At 47.2% G+C, this 14879-nt stretch carries 13 protein-coding genes; 5 read left to right on the forward strand and 8 right to left on the reverse strand.

Features of this window, described 5'->3' with window-relative positions:
• Positions 1-2: 2 nt before the first annotated feature.
• The 3 genes from ORJ01_RS07110 to ORJ01_RS07120 form a co-directional block, all read right to left on the reverse strand.
• Positions 3-509 carry a GNAT family N-acetyltransferase gene (locus ORJ01_RS07110; protein WP_226750613.1) on the reverse strand — a complete coding sequence of 169 codons (507 nt, stop codon included), beginning with the start codon at positions 507-509 and terminating at the stop codon, positions 3-5.
• Positions 506-1336 carry an ATP-binding cassette domain-containing protein gene (locus tag ORJ01_RS07115; protein WP_306177442.1) on the reverse strand — a complete coding sequence of 277 codons (831 nt, stop codon included), beginning with the start codon at positions 1334-1336 and terminating at the stop codon, positions 506-508. Before ORJ01_RS07115 ends, ORJ01_RS07110 begins: the two co-directional genes overlap by 4 nt.
• Positions 1337-1493: 157 nt before the next feature.
• Entirely contained in the window at positions 1494-2273 is a 780-nt protein-coding gene (locus tag ORJ01_RS07120; RefSeq protein ID WP_306177443.1) for a peptidylprolyl isomerase, read from the reverse strand.
• A 183-nt stretch (positions 2274-2456) separates the two neighbouring features.
• Here ORJ01_RS07120 and ORJ01_RS07125 point away from each other — a divergent pair, with 183 nt between their 5' ends.
• Positions 2457-3764, forward strand: a complete 1308-nt coding sequence (locus ORJ01_RS07125; protein WP_226750616.1) for a short-chain fatty acid transporter — start codon at positions 2457-2459, stop codon at positions 3762-3764.
• A gap of 4 nt (positions 3765-3768) precedes the next feature.
• Here ORJ01_RS07125 and ORJ01_RS07130 read toward each other — a convergent pair whose 3' ends face one another.
• From ORJ01_RS07130 to ORJ01_RS07140, 3 genes are read right to left on the reverse strand one after another with little or no spacing between them, the layout of a single operon-like run.
• Positions 3769-4545, reverse strand: coding sequence for a LytTR family DNA-binding domain-containing protein (locus ORJ01_RS07130; protein ID WP_306177444.1), 777 nt, complete (start codon positions 4543-4545; stop codon positions 3769-3771).
• Positions 4538-5590 (reverse strand): sensor histidine kinase, encoded by a 1053-nt coding sequence (locus ORJ01_RS07135; RefSeq protein WP_306177445.1) that lies wholly within the window; start codon positions 5588-5590, stop codon positions 4538-4540. Before ORJ01_RS07135 ends, ORJ01_RS07130 begins: the two co-directional genes overlap by 8 nt.
• Positions 5591-5647: 57 nt before the next feature.
• A complete protein-coding gene (locus ORJ01_RS07140; protein ID WP_306177446.1) occupies positions 5648-6394 on the reverse strand; it encodes a hypothetical protein in 747 nt (248 codons plus the stop codon).
• Positions 6395-6679: 285 nt separating this feature from the next.
• On the opposite strand from ORJ01_RS07140, the gene msrA reads away from it, so the two are divergent.
• Positions 6680-7885 (forward strand): peptide-methionine (S)-S-oxide reductase MsrA, encoded by a 1206-nt coding sequence (gene msrA / locus ORJ01_RS07145; protein ID WP_306177541.1) that lies wholly within the window; start codon positions 6680-6682, stop codon positions 7883-7885.
• Between the two features lie 177 nt (positions 7886-8062).
• Positions 8063-8236, forward strand: coding sequence for a DUF3012 domain-containing protein (locus ORJ01_RS07150; protein WP_226750620.1), 174 nt, complete (start codon positions 8063-8065; stop codon positions 8234-8236).
• Here the strand turns inward: ORJ01_RS07150 and ORJ01_RS07155 are convergent.
• Both ORJ01_RS07155 and ORJ01_RS07160 read right to left on the reverse strand, forming a co-directional pair.
• Positions 8233-8700 carry a methylated-DNA--[protein]-cysteine S-methyltransferase gene (locus ORJ01_RS07155; protein WP_306177447.1) on the reverse strand — a complete coding sequence of 156 codons (468 nt, stop codon included), beginning with the start codon at positions 8698-8700 and terminating at the stop codon, positions 8233-8235. The two genes, ORJ01_RS07150 and ORJ01_RS07155, sit on opposite strands and share 4 nt — an antisense overlap.
• 358 nt (positions 8701-9058) lie before the next feature.
• Positions 9059-10693 carry an FGGY-family carbohydrate kinase gene (locus ORJ01_RS07160; RefSeq protein ID WP_371930712.1) on the reverse strand — a complete coding sequence of 545 codons (1635 nt, stop codon included), beginning with the start codon at positions 10691-10693 and terminating at the stop codon, positions 9059-9061.
• Positions 10694-10870: 177 nt separating this feature from the next.
• Here ORJ01_RS07160 and ORJ01_RS07165 point away from each other — a divergent pair, with 177 nt between their 5' ends.
• Both ORJ01_RS07165 and ORJ01_RS07170 read left to right on the forward strand, forming a co-directional pair.
• Complete coding sequence (locus tag ORJ01_RS07165) at positions 10871-12145, forward strand: sugar MFS transporter (RefSeq protein WP_306177448.1); 1275 nt, start codon at positions 10871-10873, stop codon at positions 12143-12145.
• A gap of 2 nt (positions 12146-12147) precedes the next feature.
• Positions 12148-14682, forward strand: coding sequence for an exo 1,3/1,4-beta-D-glucan glucohydrolase (locus ORJ01_RS07170; protein ID WP_306177449.1), 2535 nt, complete (start codon positions 12148-12150; stop codon positions 14680-14682).
• Positions 14683-14879: the final 197 nt, after the last annotated feature.

Genomic DNA, 14879 nt, shown 5'->3' on the forward strand with positions numbered 1-14879 from the left:
ATTTAAGCTATTGGTAATGCTCGTTGATATAACCAACCGGTCTGTTCAGGCGTTAAACTAAAGGGGCTATGGTAAGCAAAACCCAACTTGTGTAACAGGGCCTGCGAAGCCGTATTATCTTCATTAACAATGGCATACAACGATGGTATCCGTAACGTAACCGCCCACTGCAACACGGCCTTGGCAGCTTCATAAGCAAAACCTTGTTGCTGATAAGGTTCGAGCAAGGCATAACCAAGATCGGGCGCATCAAGCTGTTCGCGCTGTAATAAACCACAGATACCAATCAACTGTTTGGTGGCGGTGTGCTCCATTGCCCGCAAGCCAAAACCGTATTGTTGATAACTTTTCAACGGCCCTTGTTGCAAATGCTGCTCAGCGCCAGCCAAATCGCGTACCCCGCGATCGCCAATATGTTGCAAAAAGCCCGGATCATTTAATAACCTCAGCATAAAAGGTGCATCAGCAAGGGTCAGTGGCCGAAGTGTCAAACGATGTGTGTAAATCACCAGCAGCCTCCAGGGCTGAGCAACGGTTGCTGTGCCTCATTTAGTACAATAGTGTAATTTGCTCGTGTCGGCAACTGCTGCCAACTGGCTTGAGTCAGCCGCTGAAAGGGCAACATAAAAGCAGCCAATTCAGTAGCCGACATACCTTTACCTCGTTGCTGCCATAATTGCTGCTCTTGCTGAGCTCGCCAACGACAAACACTGGACCAATCAGGCGCTTTTAACCAAATCAGTGGCTGTAGGAAAGCCCATAACTCGGCATAACTACCGGCCAGTTGCTGATTAACATAGCTACGCCACACGCCCTTAGCGTCGGCAGCGGCTTCAAAATCATTTACAGGCTGCGCCAACACCTCAGCAGCTTCGGCTTCCACACCTAAACACCAGCCTTCAATAATCAGCACATCAAGCTGTTGTTTGCGTAAGTCAGCTAGCCGATCGTCCATCGCCTTATCAAATTGTGGCAATGCTACAGCCTGCCCAGCGAGTACCGCTTGCACATCCGCTAATGCTTTATGAATGTCATGTGTGCCGGGTACTCCACGTTGGGCCAACAACGGATGCACTTGCGCGGCTAACTGTCGCCGAGCGTGTTGCGACAAATAGTAATCGTCTAGCGACACGGTGGCGGCCGAAATACCCTGCTGTTGCAGCAAGCCACACAGCAATTTGGCCAAGGTGCTTTTACCGCTGCCTTGCGCACCGCTAATACCCAGCACTAAAGGCCGTGCCAAAGGTATGATTTGCTGCAATAACAATTGTAAAACTTGCCGATAAGCCGGTTGCGTGGCCACAGGTAGTTGTTTGAGAAGGGTAGAAACATCCATCACGTTAAGCCTGCTGTTAATAGCGCGAGGAAGAGATAAAAAATGATTTAAGGCCGCAACCCTTTTTTAGTAAACGGCCTGAAAAGCTTAACGCACTCATTTCGCAATCAAAACATCGCCAAACGAACAAAATCTAAACAGCAAACGTCAACAAGCCTTAGCTACGATGAGCGGCACGCAAACGTAAAGCCGCTAATGGCAATAATAACAACACGAGCCAATTAATCGAGCCCGAGCCTGAATCGCCTTCTGAAGCGCCATTACTTGCTAAAGTATTGGCTACAGGGGTTAAACCGGCAGCAGTGTTAACTCGAGTATCAATCACAAACACACTTTCAATCAGCACCAAGTTGTCAGCCGTTAGGGCTTTACCGGCGGCAAAATCGGCTGACGTATAATTACGCAGTGGAATGTTGGTTGCGGCGCCACCAAAATTATAAGTAGGTAATTGTGCCATTTGCTGCAAAATCTCCAAACCTTGCACAGAGATTTGACCGAATACGGTAAAACCGCCATTTTGCGCATCTAAGTTGGTTTGGTTATCCACTAAATTGAAAAACCATTGGCTAGTCGCACTGTTGGGTTGATCGCCAATTTTAGCCATAGCGATAGTGCCACGTCGATTAGACCATTTCGGTTCATTTTGTACTGCAGCCTTAGCCACCACATTCCCAAACGGCACCTGACCGGTGTAAACAAAACCGCCACCTTGCACAATAAAGCCCGGCACCAAACGATGCACCACGTTATTATCGTAGCTTTGATCTTTAACGTAACTTAAAAAGTTTTCTACGGTTTTTGGCGTGGTTTCGTCGAATAAGTTGACTTCAAAGTTGCCCAACGACGTATTAAATTGCACGATGGTCGCATGTAACGGCGCCATTAAGGTGCTGCCAACTAACAACGCTGTCGTGGCTAATAAACGAGATAATTTCATTAATTTTTCCGGATAGACACAAAACCTAAGCATACGCTAAAGCGACAAGGCGAAGCCAGTGCCTTTACGTTTAATCACTCTTGGCATAAGACTAAAGTGTGCTGCGGCTAACGCCTTGTAGCGGTTGTGTTGTTTGGCTAAGCTGTTTTAAAGTTAAGCCTATTATTATAAAAAGAGTTGATGATGCTTAATACCGCTGCGAAACCCTTTGTTCGCTTAGTCGAACGTTATCTACCTGATCCTTATATCTTTGTCTTACTACTCACCATAGTGGTATTTGCTGCCGCAGTGCTGTTTGAACAGCAGTCGCCGCAGCAAGTATTACAACAATGGGGAGATGGCTTTTGGGGCTTACTCAGTTTTGCCATGCAAATGCTGTTGGTGCTGGTTACCGGCTACATGCTGGCCAGTACGCCCTTGGTAAAAGCCATTTTAGATCGCTTAGCTATGCTGGCCAAAACGCCGGGCCAAGCCATTGTGTTAGTTAGCGTGATTTCATTATTCGCCAGTTGGCTTAACTGGGGTTTTGGCCTAGTGGTCGGCGCATTATTTGCCAAAGCATTAGCCCGACAAATCAAAGTGGATTATCGCTTATTGGTAGCCAGTGCTTATTCAGGCTTTATTGTATGGCATGGTGGTTTAGCCGGTTCGGTGCCGCTGACCATTGCGACACCAGGACATTTTGCCGAAGCGCAAATTGGCTTAATCGCAACCAGTGAGACTATCTTCGCGCACTTTAACTTGATATTGCTGGCCTTGCTATTTGTTGCAGTGCCGCTGGTAAACTACCTGATGTTACCGTCAGCAAAAGACAGTATCTATGTCGACCCCGCTAAACTCGATGACACGCCTTTACCAGAAATCACCCAGCAACGCCCGGCAGATAAACTTGAAAATAGCCTACTGTTAGCTTTGATCGTCGGCTTTGCGGGTGTTGCTTATTTAGTCCAGTATTTTGTCAAAGGCGGCAGCCTTAATTTAAACATCGTTAATTACTTATTCCTATTTTTAGCGATAGTGCTGCATGGCACACCACGGCGTTTACTGCATAGCTTGCAACAAGCGGTGCAAGGCGGCGCCGGTATTGTGATCCAATTCCCATTTTACGCTGGCATTATGGCTATTATGATTCAGTCGGGTTTAGCACAAAGCATGTCAGAATGGTTTGTTAGTTTTGCTAGTGCAGAAAGTTTGCCGTTTTTTAGCTTTATCAGTGCCGGTATCGTTAATATTTTTGTGCCCTCTGGTGGGGGTCAGTGGGCAGTGCAAGCCCCAGTAATGTTACCGGCTGCGCTGGAGTTAGGCGCTGATATTAGTCGCGTTGCCATGGCGGTGGCTTGGGGCGATGCTTGGACTAATATGATCCAGCCATTTTGGGCCTTGCCTGTGCTGGCTATTGCCGGTTTAAAAGCCAAAGACATCATGGGGTTTTGTTTAATGCAGCTGCTGATCACCGGCGTGATTATTAGCCTAGTACTCACCTTTGTTTAAGCAACTAAATACCCAACCAGCGACTAAACTCGCTGGTTCGGCTTTGGCTGGTTTTTAACTGCACGCCAGAACGAAGAAAGACCGTGAGCGTATTTTTACAAAAGCGCTCTAACCGCTCAATGTAATGCGTTTGCACTAATTCGCTGCGATTAATTCGAAAAAAACGTTGCGGATCTAAAATCGCCTCTACCGCTTGCAAGCTCGTGTAAGGCAAATAATGCCGCTTTCCTGCTACATCAAACGCCATAATCAGGCCACCATCAGCTTGGATATAGCTGATATCGGCTATATCCAAAAAGTAAATCTGTTGCTGCTGCCGTATCGCTATGCGCGTGGCATAACTTGCCACGGCAGGGGTTGCAGGCCACTGCGCTAACAAGGCAGTCAGCTTGGAGAGATCAGGCTGCGTAGTAACGGTTTTGGCACTTAATAAGCGAAATTTCTGCCAAGCCTGCAACAGCTTTTCACTGTTATAAGGTTTAAGCAAATAGGAAATACCCTGACTATCAAAAGCCGACAACATAAATTGATCATAAGCGGTAATAAAAATCAGCGGGCAGCAAGGCGGAATTTGTTGATAAGTGGTCAGCACATTACCATCCGCCAGCTCGATATCAGAAAAAATCACATCAACAGCTTGGCCGCTCGTTAAAAAAGCGGCCGTTTCTTTTATTGTCGCCAGTTCAGCGACGACTTCCATCGGATCAGGTAATTCGGCAATCAACCGCCGTAACTTGCTACGCGCCAATGGCTCATCTTCCACAATGGCTACCCTAAACACGTTGCTGCTCCTCTAATAACGGCAAGCTTACACTAAAGCGCTGATTTGCCTGACTGATATCTAAATTACGGCCGGTTAAAAACAAAAACTGTTTAGCTAAATTTGTTAGACCGATACCATTACCGCTCTGTGATTTTTTGGCGCTCGGCTGTAAGGGGTTACTGACCACAACACGTTGTTGCTGTAGTGAAATATTCACCAGCAACGGCGCTGCCAAGCTGCCTTGGTTATGTAAAAACACATTCTCGAGTAATAACTGCAAACTAAAGGGTGGCAACAAACTTTGATTGGTGCGCAAATCCGGATCAATGGCTAGCTGATAACCGGGCCCGACACGAGTTTGCATTAATTTAAAATAATATTCAGCAAACTCAACTTCTTGTGACAGCGGCACCAACTGCTGCGTAGCATTGTGCATAGATAACCGATAGAGCGCAGCAAAGTCATGCAAATAGCGGCTGGCCTGTTTTTGATCGACACTGATCAACTCATCTAAAGTGTTTAACGCGTTAAAAATAAAGTGCGGGTTCAGTTGCGCTTTTAATTGCTGAATAGTTAATTGCGCCAGCTGTTGATTATAATCGGCAACTTGTTGTTGATAACGACTGGCCGCCTGCCAATGATAACGCGCCAAATAAATACCCGCGAATAACACCACATCGACAATATCACCTAAATTTTTGCTTAACAGCAAATTCGGTGAGAAATTACGTTCGACAGTGTTAAACATCAAGGAAATCAGAACACTAATGCTGTTATTAGCGGCTAAATAGACTAGCAGAGAGACAAAGATAATCTGCAACATCTTCAACCAACTGAGCTGGCCGTCATCGTTATGTTGAAACCGGTTTAAGCAATAACGCACCAACAAAAAAATAAGCAAGGCGGAAAAAAACGTGACAATGGGCGCTTCGGGCGTAAAGGTATACCAAGATACCATTCCCGCTCGCACGCGGTTACTGATGACTAAAAAGTAACTAAAGCAGAAAATACCCAGTAAAAAAGGCCGGTCAACTTGTAAGTAGGCGTAAAACCGCTGCAACATAATCAGTTCCTTTCTGTCCTTGGAAAGTGACAAAGGCGGCCATTGCCGCCTTATCCATTATTTAGCCGCAGTACTTGACCATGAACGCGTCACTTCGCCGGCTGCGTCCATAAACTTTAACTGCACTTCATCGTTTTCGTCTACATAAAACATCGCACGTGGCGAACCATCTTTGGCAAAAAGAAACAAACCATTGTTTTGCTGTGCAGTTTTTCCTAATAAGATACGGGGTGCGCCGCCAATTAGTCCGGCATCTTGATATTCTTGTATCTTCTGCCGTTTTAGTGATTGATCGGTAATTTGTGCCAACTCGCGCATAATTTTCCGCACGCCATCTTGGGTTTCTGCTGCAGGACGATCATTAAAAGCCAACCCAGAGCGAATAATACGCTTATCACCACGCTGCTCATCAACGGTTAGCATCTGCATGACTTGATCACCATCGTATTTATCGAAAGTCATCGACATGCCCGCGCTATGACCGTTCGCATTTTTCGCACCATCGTAAATAAAACCACCGGCTTCCATACCCTCTTCATTAAAAAACAACATGCCGGCGCGCTTTTTACGATCCTCGTTTAACACCTTGCCATTCACTTCTTCGGTAGTAGGAAAGCGCGCAGTGTTCGTTAACAGCATTCTCACGGTACCATCCGCTTCAATAATGTTTAAGCGCTCAACGGTTAAGGTCTCAAAACGCCCGTCATTAGATGATTTCATACCCATCAAACATAAACTTAAAGACAAAACTAAGCTGGTCAAAGCGGTAACGCGCAATACTTTTACTTCGTGTTCAATTTTCATCGTTATTTACCTATTGGTTGTTTGGCTTGCAGTGAGTATTAGCAAAGACCTCAGAGGCAACAAGGCACTTCGGCTTAGCTAAGGAAAGCATCTGATAAACGCAGGAAAATAAAGGATGAAACAAACACTCTCTCGGTAACAACCCGAACTGATTGGCATTGAAATGGTCTATCCCCAATAACGCAACGTAGATTAAAACTCGTCATTGAGGGCAGTAACATGCGTATTTTAAGCAACATCGTTAGCAGTTTTTTGTTCAGTATTTTCTTTTTAACCACGCCATTAATGGCAACTACACCGCAAGCCAGTATGCAGCTTGAAACCATAGTGCTGGGCGCCGGTTGCTTTTGGGGTGTAGAAAAACGCTTCGAAGCGATGCCAGGGGTCACGGATGTGCAGTCAGGTTACGCCGGTGGCAATGGTGTGGAACCAAGCTATCGGGTGATTACCCAGCAGCGCAACAAATTTAACCCGAATAACCATGCCGAAGTGGTTCGAGTGACTTTTCAACCTGAATTAGTCAGCCTCGAAACCTTGTTACAGCGCTTTTATGAAATGCATGATCCCACACAGCGCAATCGCCAAGGTAATGATGTGGGTACGCAATATCGCTCGGCCATTTTCTTTCAAAATGAACAGCAACAAAAAATCGCTAAGCAAGTGACGGCGCAATATCAGCCTCTGCTTACGGCAGCCGGTTATGGCGAGATCCAAACGCAAATACAGCCATTAAACCAATTTTTTCCCGCCGAAGATTTTCATCAAGATTACATCGCCAAAAATCCCAATGGCTATTGCCCAGATCATGCAACCGGCGTGCGCTTTGATAGCTCAAATGTTACCGCCGCGCCGGCGGTGGACAACAGCGCTTTATTAAAAGGCAAACACATTGTGATGATTGATGCCGCGGAATATTGCCCATATTGCGAAAAATTCAAAGCCAATGTCAGCAGTAAATATCAGGGTAAGATCCCGCTACATTATCGCTTAGCCAGCCAGTTAGAAGGTTTAACCATCACCACGCCCACTTGGGCAACCCCCACCCTGTTATTTATCGAAAACGGGGTAGAAGTCTTTGGCGTACAAGGCTATATGGAACCAGAGGTATTTTATAAGGCATTGGGTTTATTCAGTGTCGGTGCTGATAGCGAAAGTTATCAAGTGGCCTTTCAAAGTGATACCGACCGGCCTTTCTGTAAACAATATGAAATATTTAAAAATACCCCTGACGGCATATTTGTTGATGCGTTTAGCGGCGCACCGTTATTTGACACCCGAGATCGTTTTAACTCGGGCAGCGGTTGGTTATCCTTTAAAAAAGCGATTGATGGCGCGGTAACCACCCGCACTGATTACAGCCATGGCATGATCCGCACCGAAATTGTCGCGGCGGTATCAGGTATTCATTTAGGACATCGCTTTAATGATGGCCCTAATGGCACGACACGCTATTGCATTAATGCTACCGTGCTAGAGTTTGTACCACGCTAACCCGTCGCATTTGGCAGGCTAAGCTAAAGTGCTATAGCCTGCTTTTATTTTGCAAAAACACCCCGCAATATTTCTCTGACAAAACGCCGTTGAAAACGCTACACTGCTAAAGCGTTTTACAGCGCTGCGCTTCTGCATATTGCAGCACCTATTAATATGAATTATCAGGAAGATACTATGAAAAAACTTTCCCTAGCATTATTGGCCAGTGTGGTGTTATTAGCAGGTTGTGCCCCTGAAGTGGGTTCAAAGAAATGGTGTGAACAGATGGATACCAAAGCTAAAGGCGATTGGACAGCCAATGAAGCCAAAGATTATGCCAAGCATTGTATTCTGCGCTCTGACGATTAATACTTTAGACCGCTAACCCCTTCATGCGCCAATAACCAAGCTTTTTTATCAACGCCACCGGCATAGCCGGTGAGTGTTTTATTGGCGCCGATAACGCGATGGCAAGGCACAATAATCGAAATCGGGTTTTTACTATTGGCTAAACCCACCGCGCGCATGCCTTTTGGATTTCCAATTTGTTTGGCGATATCACCATAACTGGCGGTTTGGCCATAGGGTACGGTGAGAAGCGCCTGCCAAACATGCTGCTGAAAAGGAGTGCCCTCTGCCGCCAGCGGTAATTGAAACACCGTTAACTCACCGGCAAAGTAAGCAGCCAACTGGGCTTTCGCTTCGCGCGTCCATTGCGGCTCAGTGCTCGGCTGCTGTTGTCTTTGGCAAAACGTCACCGCAACCACACCGGCCTCGTTCGCCACAATTTCTAATAAGCCCAGCGGGCTCGCTAAGTAATCAATACCTTGCATCTTTATCTCTCTGCGCCATGTTGGTGCTACTCAATGTTCAAACTATGTGCAACTTGTCAGGTTGGATAACCGTGACTGTAGTGGTCTAGTAAAACCCGCCCGCATTGATGAAAAAAACCAGTGGCGTGCATAGTGATAACAAACCGCCATGTCGCTGCAGCTGAGTATGTAACGCTGCAAGCTGCATATTGACACGTCACAATTGAAATCCTAACTGATCATTGCTGATTAATATACCGCGATAACGAATGCTGACGCCCGCTTTTCGGCTCAAACACCTCCGACCACACTCTGAGACAGGTTGGACCACACTCAGACACCGGTCTGACCTGTCTCAGAGTGCGGTTGGACCAGTGGGTTAGGTAGGGTAACCGGTGATGTCGCGGATTTTGTTATACAGCGGCTGGAGTTGGCGGTACATTTTCAAATACACTTCCCGATACAGTCGTTGATATTGCGCAGCGTTAACCGGATCAGGCAAATAACGCTGCGGTAAACGGCACATGGCAGCAATAGCGCTGGGGTAACTCGGGTAGCGGCCTAAACCCACCATGGCTGAGATCGCCGCGCCCAGCGCTGACGTTTCGTGGGTGTGCGGGCGCTCAACCGGCAGATTAAAGACGTTCGCAGTTATTTGCAGAACTTCAACGCTTTTAGCACCGCCACCCGATACACGCAGCGTTTGAATAGGTTGGCCATTTCGCCGTTGCAGCCGCTCGCTGCCTTCTTTTAAGGCATAGACTAACCCTTCAATAATGGCACGATAGACATGGGCCCGCTCATGCACATCACTAAAACCAATCATCGCGCCTTTCGCTTCAGGCCCCGGAAAAGTAATACCCGGTGACCAATATGGCTGGAGCATTAATCCCATACTGCCGGCAGGTACAGCTTTTAACAGCGCATCAAACAGTTGCTCAGGCTCTATTCCTTGCTCTGTAGCCGCTTGTCGTTCCTGCAAACCAAACTGTTCTTTAAACCAACTGACTAGCCAAAACCCGCGATGAATCATCACCTCACTGGTATAAGCATTCCCGTGCGCAGCTGGATAGGCGGGTAACCAGCGTTGCGGTTCTACATAGCGCGAGTTTACTGTGGTGATGGTGGCAGTAGTGCCATAACTGATACAACCGATATCGGGCGTTAACCCGCCACACCCTAACACTTCACAGGCTTTATCCGATCCGGCCGCCAATAGCGATAATCCTGCTGGTAAACCCAAATCAGCCGCGGCCTCTGCACAGAGTTTTCCTATTGGCTCACCCGCTGCGACTAAACGGGGCAGCTGATGGGGTTGTATCGATAATGCTCGCCACTTCCAGCTAAAACGGCTGGCCCAACGTTGTCGTTTAAAATTAAAAGGCAAATAGCCAACTTGTGCTGCAGTGCAATCGGTAAGTTCACCGGTTAAGCGCCAACTTAAATAACCTGACAGCAATACATAATGCGCGGTCTGCTGCCAAATGGCTGGTTCGTTACTGGCTAGCCAGTTTGATGGAGCGCGTGTTTGAAATCGGCGTACAATGGCCGCTGCACCAACGAACTTAAATAGTACTCGACGCCACCCCAGAGGAGGCAACTGACTCGCTTGTCGTTGATCAAGCCAAATAATGGCAGGCCGTAAGGGCTTTTTGTCTTTATCTAGACAAAACATCGTGCCTCGTTGGGTAGTTAACGTCATAGCCGCTAAAGCAGAAGCTGGAATAGCACTTACTTGCCATAGCTGCTGACACGCTTGTTGTAACGCTTGCCAATAGCTAGCCGCTGTTAATTCTGCAAAACCAGGCGAGGTAGTTTGATAGGCCGGCATCGGCTGCTGGCCTTTTGCCAAGATGTTGCCATGCTCATCAATAATGATTGCTCGCACACTTTGCGTACCAAAATCAATGCTTAGTATGTAGGTCGGTTTACTAGAGGCTAGTGTGGTCATGATATAGCTTATTACCTTTACGCTTTGCCAAGCAGAGTAACGGATAGCTTCGTGAGATACCATACACAACACAAAGCCTACCGAGTAAAAAGTTGTATCTTTTTTCTGCAAAAAAACCGCGGCTAAATACCGAAAAACATTGCTATCAGCAGTCAATGTGCTATAAATGAAAGCGCTTACATTAAAAAGACGCCAATAGACAAGACGTCAATTAACAACCCAAAAGACAAGGGAGCCTTTATGGCAGCATCACCTCTATCAAACCCGGCCGAAACGCATATGCAAAACAACCCGGGGAATTACCGTTTTGCACTCACGGCACTGACCACATTGTTCTTTATGTGGGGCTTTATTACCTGTCTGAATGACATTTTAATTCCCTACCTAAAGCAATTATTTGACCTGAGTTATACCCAGGCCATGTTGATCCAATTTTGCTTTTTTAGTGCTTATTTTATTGTCTCTGTACCCGCAGGGATTTTGGTTGGCCGCATCGGCTATCAAGCAGGTATTGTCACTGGTCTACTGATTGCAGGCGCGGGCTGTTTGTTGTTTTATCCAGCCGCTGAAATGCATGTGTATGGGCTGTTTTTATTGGCGCTGTTTGTATTAGCGTCCGGAATTACCATTCTGCAAGTTGCAGCAAACCCCTACGTTAGCGCCCTTGGTAGAGCAGAAACCGCGTCTAGCCGTTTGACGATGACGCAAGCCTTTAACTCGCTGGGTACGACAGTGGCGCCATTCTTTGGTGCCTGGTTAATCTTTGGTGGTAAAGATGCCCCAGCCCCAACCGCTACTGAAGTGACAGAATCAACTGTGCAACTGCCTTACCTATTATTAGCGGCAAGCTTAGTTGTTTTAGCGATTATTTTTGTTTGGTTAAAACTACCCGCCATGGGCAAAAAAGCGCCCAGTGCAGCAGTACCGCTGCAAGGTAGTGCCTGGAAACAACGGCATTTAGTATTAGGCGCGGTGGGTATTTTTGTTTATGTCGGTGCCGAAGTGAGCATTGGTAGCTTTTTAGCTATTTACTTATCGTTACCTGAAATTGGCAACATGACAACGGCCGCCGCTTCACACTATATTTCCTGGTATTTCGGTGGTGCTATGGTAGGCCGCTTTATTGGTGCCGCGGTAATGCAAAAAGTAGATGCGGGTAAAGCGCTGGCATTCAATGCTATCGCTGCCGTGTTATTACTGGCCTTAACTATGCTAAGTGAAGGCCAATTGGCCATGTGGTCATTACTGTTTATTGGCCTATGTAACTCTATTATGTTCCCAACCATTTTTAGTTTGGCGATCAATGGTTTAAAACATATGACCAGTCAAGGCTCTGGTATTTTGTGCCTAGCTATTGTCGGTGGCGCCATTTTACCTTTAGCGCAAGGCGCTTTAGCCGATCGAATTGGCGTACAACCGGCCTTTATCCTGCCACTACTTTGCTACATTTACATTGCTTATTACGGCTTGATTGGTTCAAAACCTCAGGTTGTTACAGACGCAGCTAAGGATTGATGATGAAACTTAAGACCTCCCTTAACCGCCAAACCCTGTTACTTACCTTGACGAGCACCTTAGTGCTAGCCGGGTGTAATAAGGCGGTAACACCACCAGAAACTGAACAACCAGCAAACATCTGGCCAGTACTGAATTTACCCGTGGCACAAGATCCCAACATTGAGCAAGCCATTACTGAGTTAATGGCACAGATGACCTTAGAGCAAAAAATTGCGCAGATGATCCAGCCGGAAATTCGTGATATTACCGTGGAAGATATGCGCAAATATGGTTTCGGTTCATACCTAAATGGCGGCGGCGCTTTCCCTAACGATGATAAATATGCCACGCCAGCCGATTGGACCGCCTTAGCAGAAAAAATGTACCAAGCGTCAATTGATGACAGTTTAGATGGCAGCAAAATCCCAACTATGTGGGGTACTGACGCAGTACATGGTCACAATAACGTGATTGGCGCGACGATTTTCCCACATAACATCGGTTTGGGTGCGGCCAACAACCCAGCGCTAATTGAGCAAATTGCTGAGGCTACGGCACGCGAGGTGATGGCGACGGGCATTGATTGGGTGTTTGCACCCACCGTTGCGGTAGTGCGAGACGATCGTTGGGGCAGAACCTATGAAGGCTATGCTGAAGATCCGACCATCGTACGCAACTATGCTGCAGCCATTGTGCGGGGCTTACAAGGTGCAGCCGATGCAGATTTTCTGGGCGATCGTCGCGTGATCAGCACCGTAAAACACTTTGTTGGCGATGGCGGCACCACCGGCGGTATCGACCAAGGGAATACCGAAGTCAGCGAACAAGAACTTTTTGAAATTCATGCCCAAGGCTATGTGGGCGGCTTGCAAGCCGGTGCACAAAGCGTGATGGCCTCCTTTAATAGCTGGAACGGTAGCAAAATTCACGGTAATGGCTATTTGTTAACAGATGTGCTGAAAAAGCGTATGGGTTTTGATGGCTTTATCGTGGGTGATTGGAATGGTCATGGCCAAATTCCTGGTTGTACCAACGATAACTGCCCACAAGCAGCCAATGCCGGTTTAGATATCTACATGGTACCTACCGCAGCGTGGAAGCCGCTTTACTACAATTTGATTGAGCAAGTAAAAAGCGGTGTGATCAGTCAAGAACGTGTGGATGATGCGGTTCGCCGTATCTTACGCGTGAAAAAGCGCGCCGGTCTTTTTGATAAGCCCAGCCCCGCCAATCGCCCATTAGCCGGTCGCATTGAACTGATTGGTGCGGCAGAGCACCGTGCGGTAGCGCGTGATGCGGTGCGTCAGTCCTTGGTGTTATTGAAAAACCAAAATAATCTACTGCCATTAAACCCAACGCAACGCATTTTAGTAACTGGCCCAGGCGCAGATAATATAGGCCAACAATCAGGTGGCTGGACTATTAGCTGGCAAGGCACCGGTAACACCAACGCCGACTTCCCCGGTGGTACCTCCATCTATGCGGGGATCCAGCAACAAGTTAGTGCAGCGGGTGGTAGCACTGAGTTATCAACTGATGGCAGCTTCTTGCAAAAACCCGATGTGGCCATCGTGGTGTTTGGTGAAGAGCCTTATGCAGAAGGTAACGGTGATATCGATAACCTAGAATATCAGCGCGGTAATAAAGCTGATTTAGCTTTACTGCAACAGCTTAAAGCACAAGGTATTCCTGTGGTGTCATTGTTTATCAGTGGCCGAGGCATGTGGGTCAACCCAGAGCTTAACGCCTCAGACGCCTTTGTCGCGGTATGGTTACCGGGCAGTGAAGGCGCAGGTGTGGCCGATGTGATTTTAGCAAAAGCAGACGGCACACCGCAGTATGACTTCCACGGTAAATTATCGTTCTCATGGCCTGCTAACCCGCAGCAAACGACGGTCAATGTTGGTGATGCCGATTATGCACCTCTGCTGCCATTTGGTTTTGGTTTACGTTATGGCGAAGCAGATGTGTTAGGTAATCAATTGTCTGAAGATGCTGGTGATGCTGCTGGAGAAACCGAAATGGCCATTTTTGAGCGCGCTCCGCGTTCACCTTGGCAATTACAATTACGTAGCGGTACTGACACGGTGACCGTTAGCAGTAGCGTACAACAGCTAGGAAGTATAAGCAGCCGTACCTTTGATAATCTGGTACAAGAAGATGCGCGCCGCTTTGAATTTACGGGTGAAGAAACTGCTAGCTTAATTTTTGGTAGTCCGTTTCCACGTGATTTGCGAGCCTTTGGCAGCGCAGAAAGCGTGTTAAGTTTAACTGTGCAGCGCCATGGCGCAGTACCGGATAGCGTATTATTAGGCATGCAGTGTGGTGCAGATTGTACGGCTAGCCAAAATATTGCTGCCGCACTCGCCGCTATGCCAGAAAACGAATGGCAGCAGCTCACTCTTAATATCAGCTGCTTTCAACAGCAGGGCTTAAATTTGGCTCAGGTGTTTGAAGTATTCAGTATCAGTACTTCAGGCAAGCTGCAATTAAGCCTGTCAGATGCACGCATTACCAGTAATGCCAGCACCACTACGCTGAGTTGTGATATGTAAAGCGCCTTTGCCGTATAAAGCCCAGTTACCTCGCTGGGCTTTTTTATGCTTGCGATTTACAGCCTAGATTTGCTACTTGATGCACAGAACAGTTGTCGCACTTTGCTTACTAATCCCTTCGCGCTGGGTTATGGTTATTACCATATCGTCTCATTGCCAAAAGCTTATTCTATGTAACTCATTAGCGCCTTCACACC

This window comes from Alishewanella sp. SMS8, assembly GCF_030737935.1.
GTDB classification, from domain to species: domain Bacteria; phylum Pseudomonadota; class Gammaproteobacteria; order Enterobacterales; family Alteromonadaceae; genus Alishewanella; species Alishewanella maricola.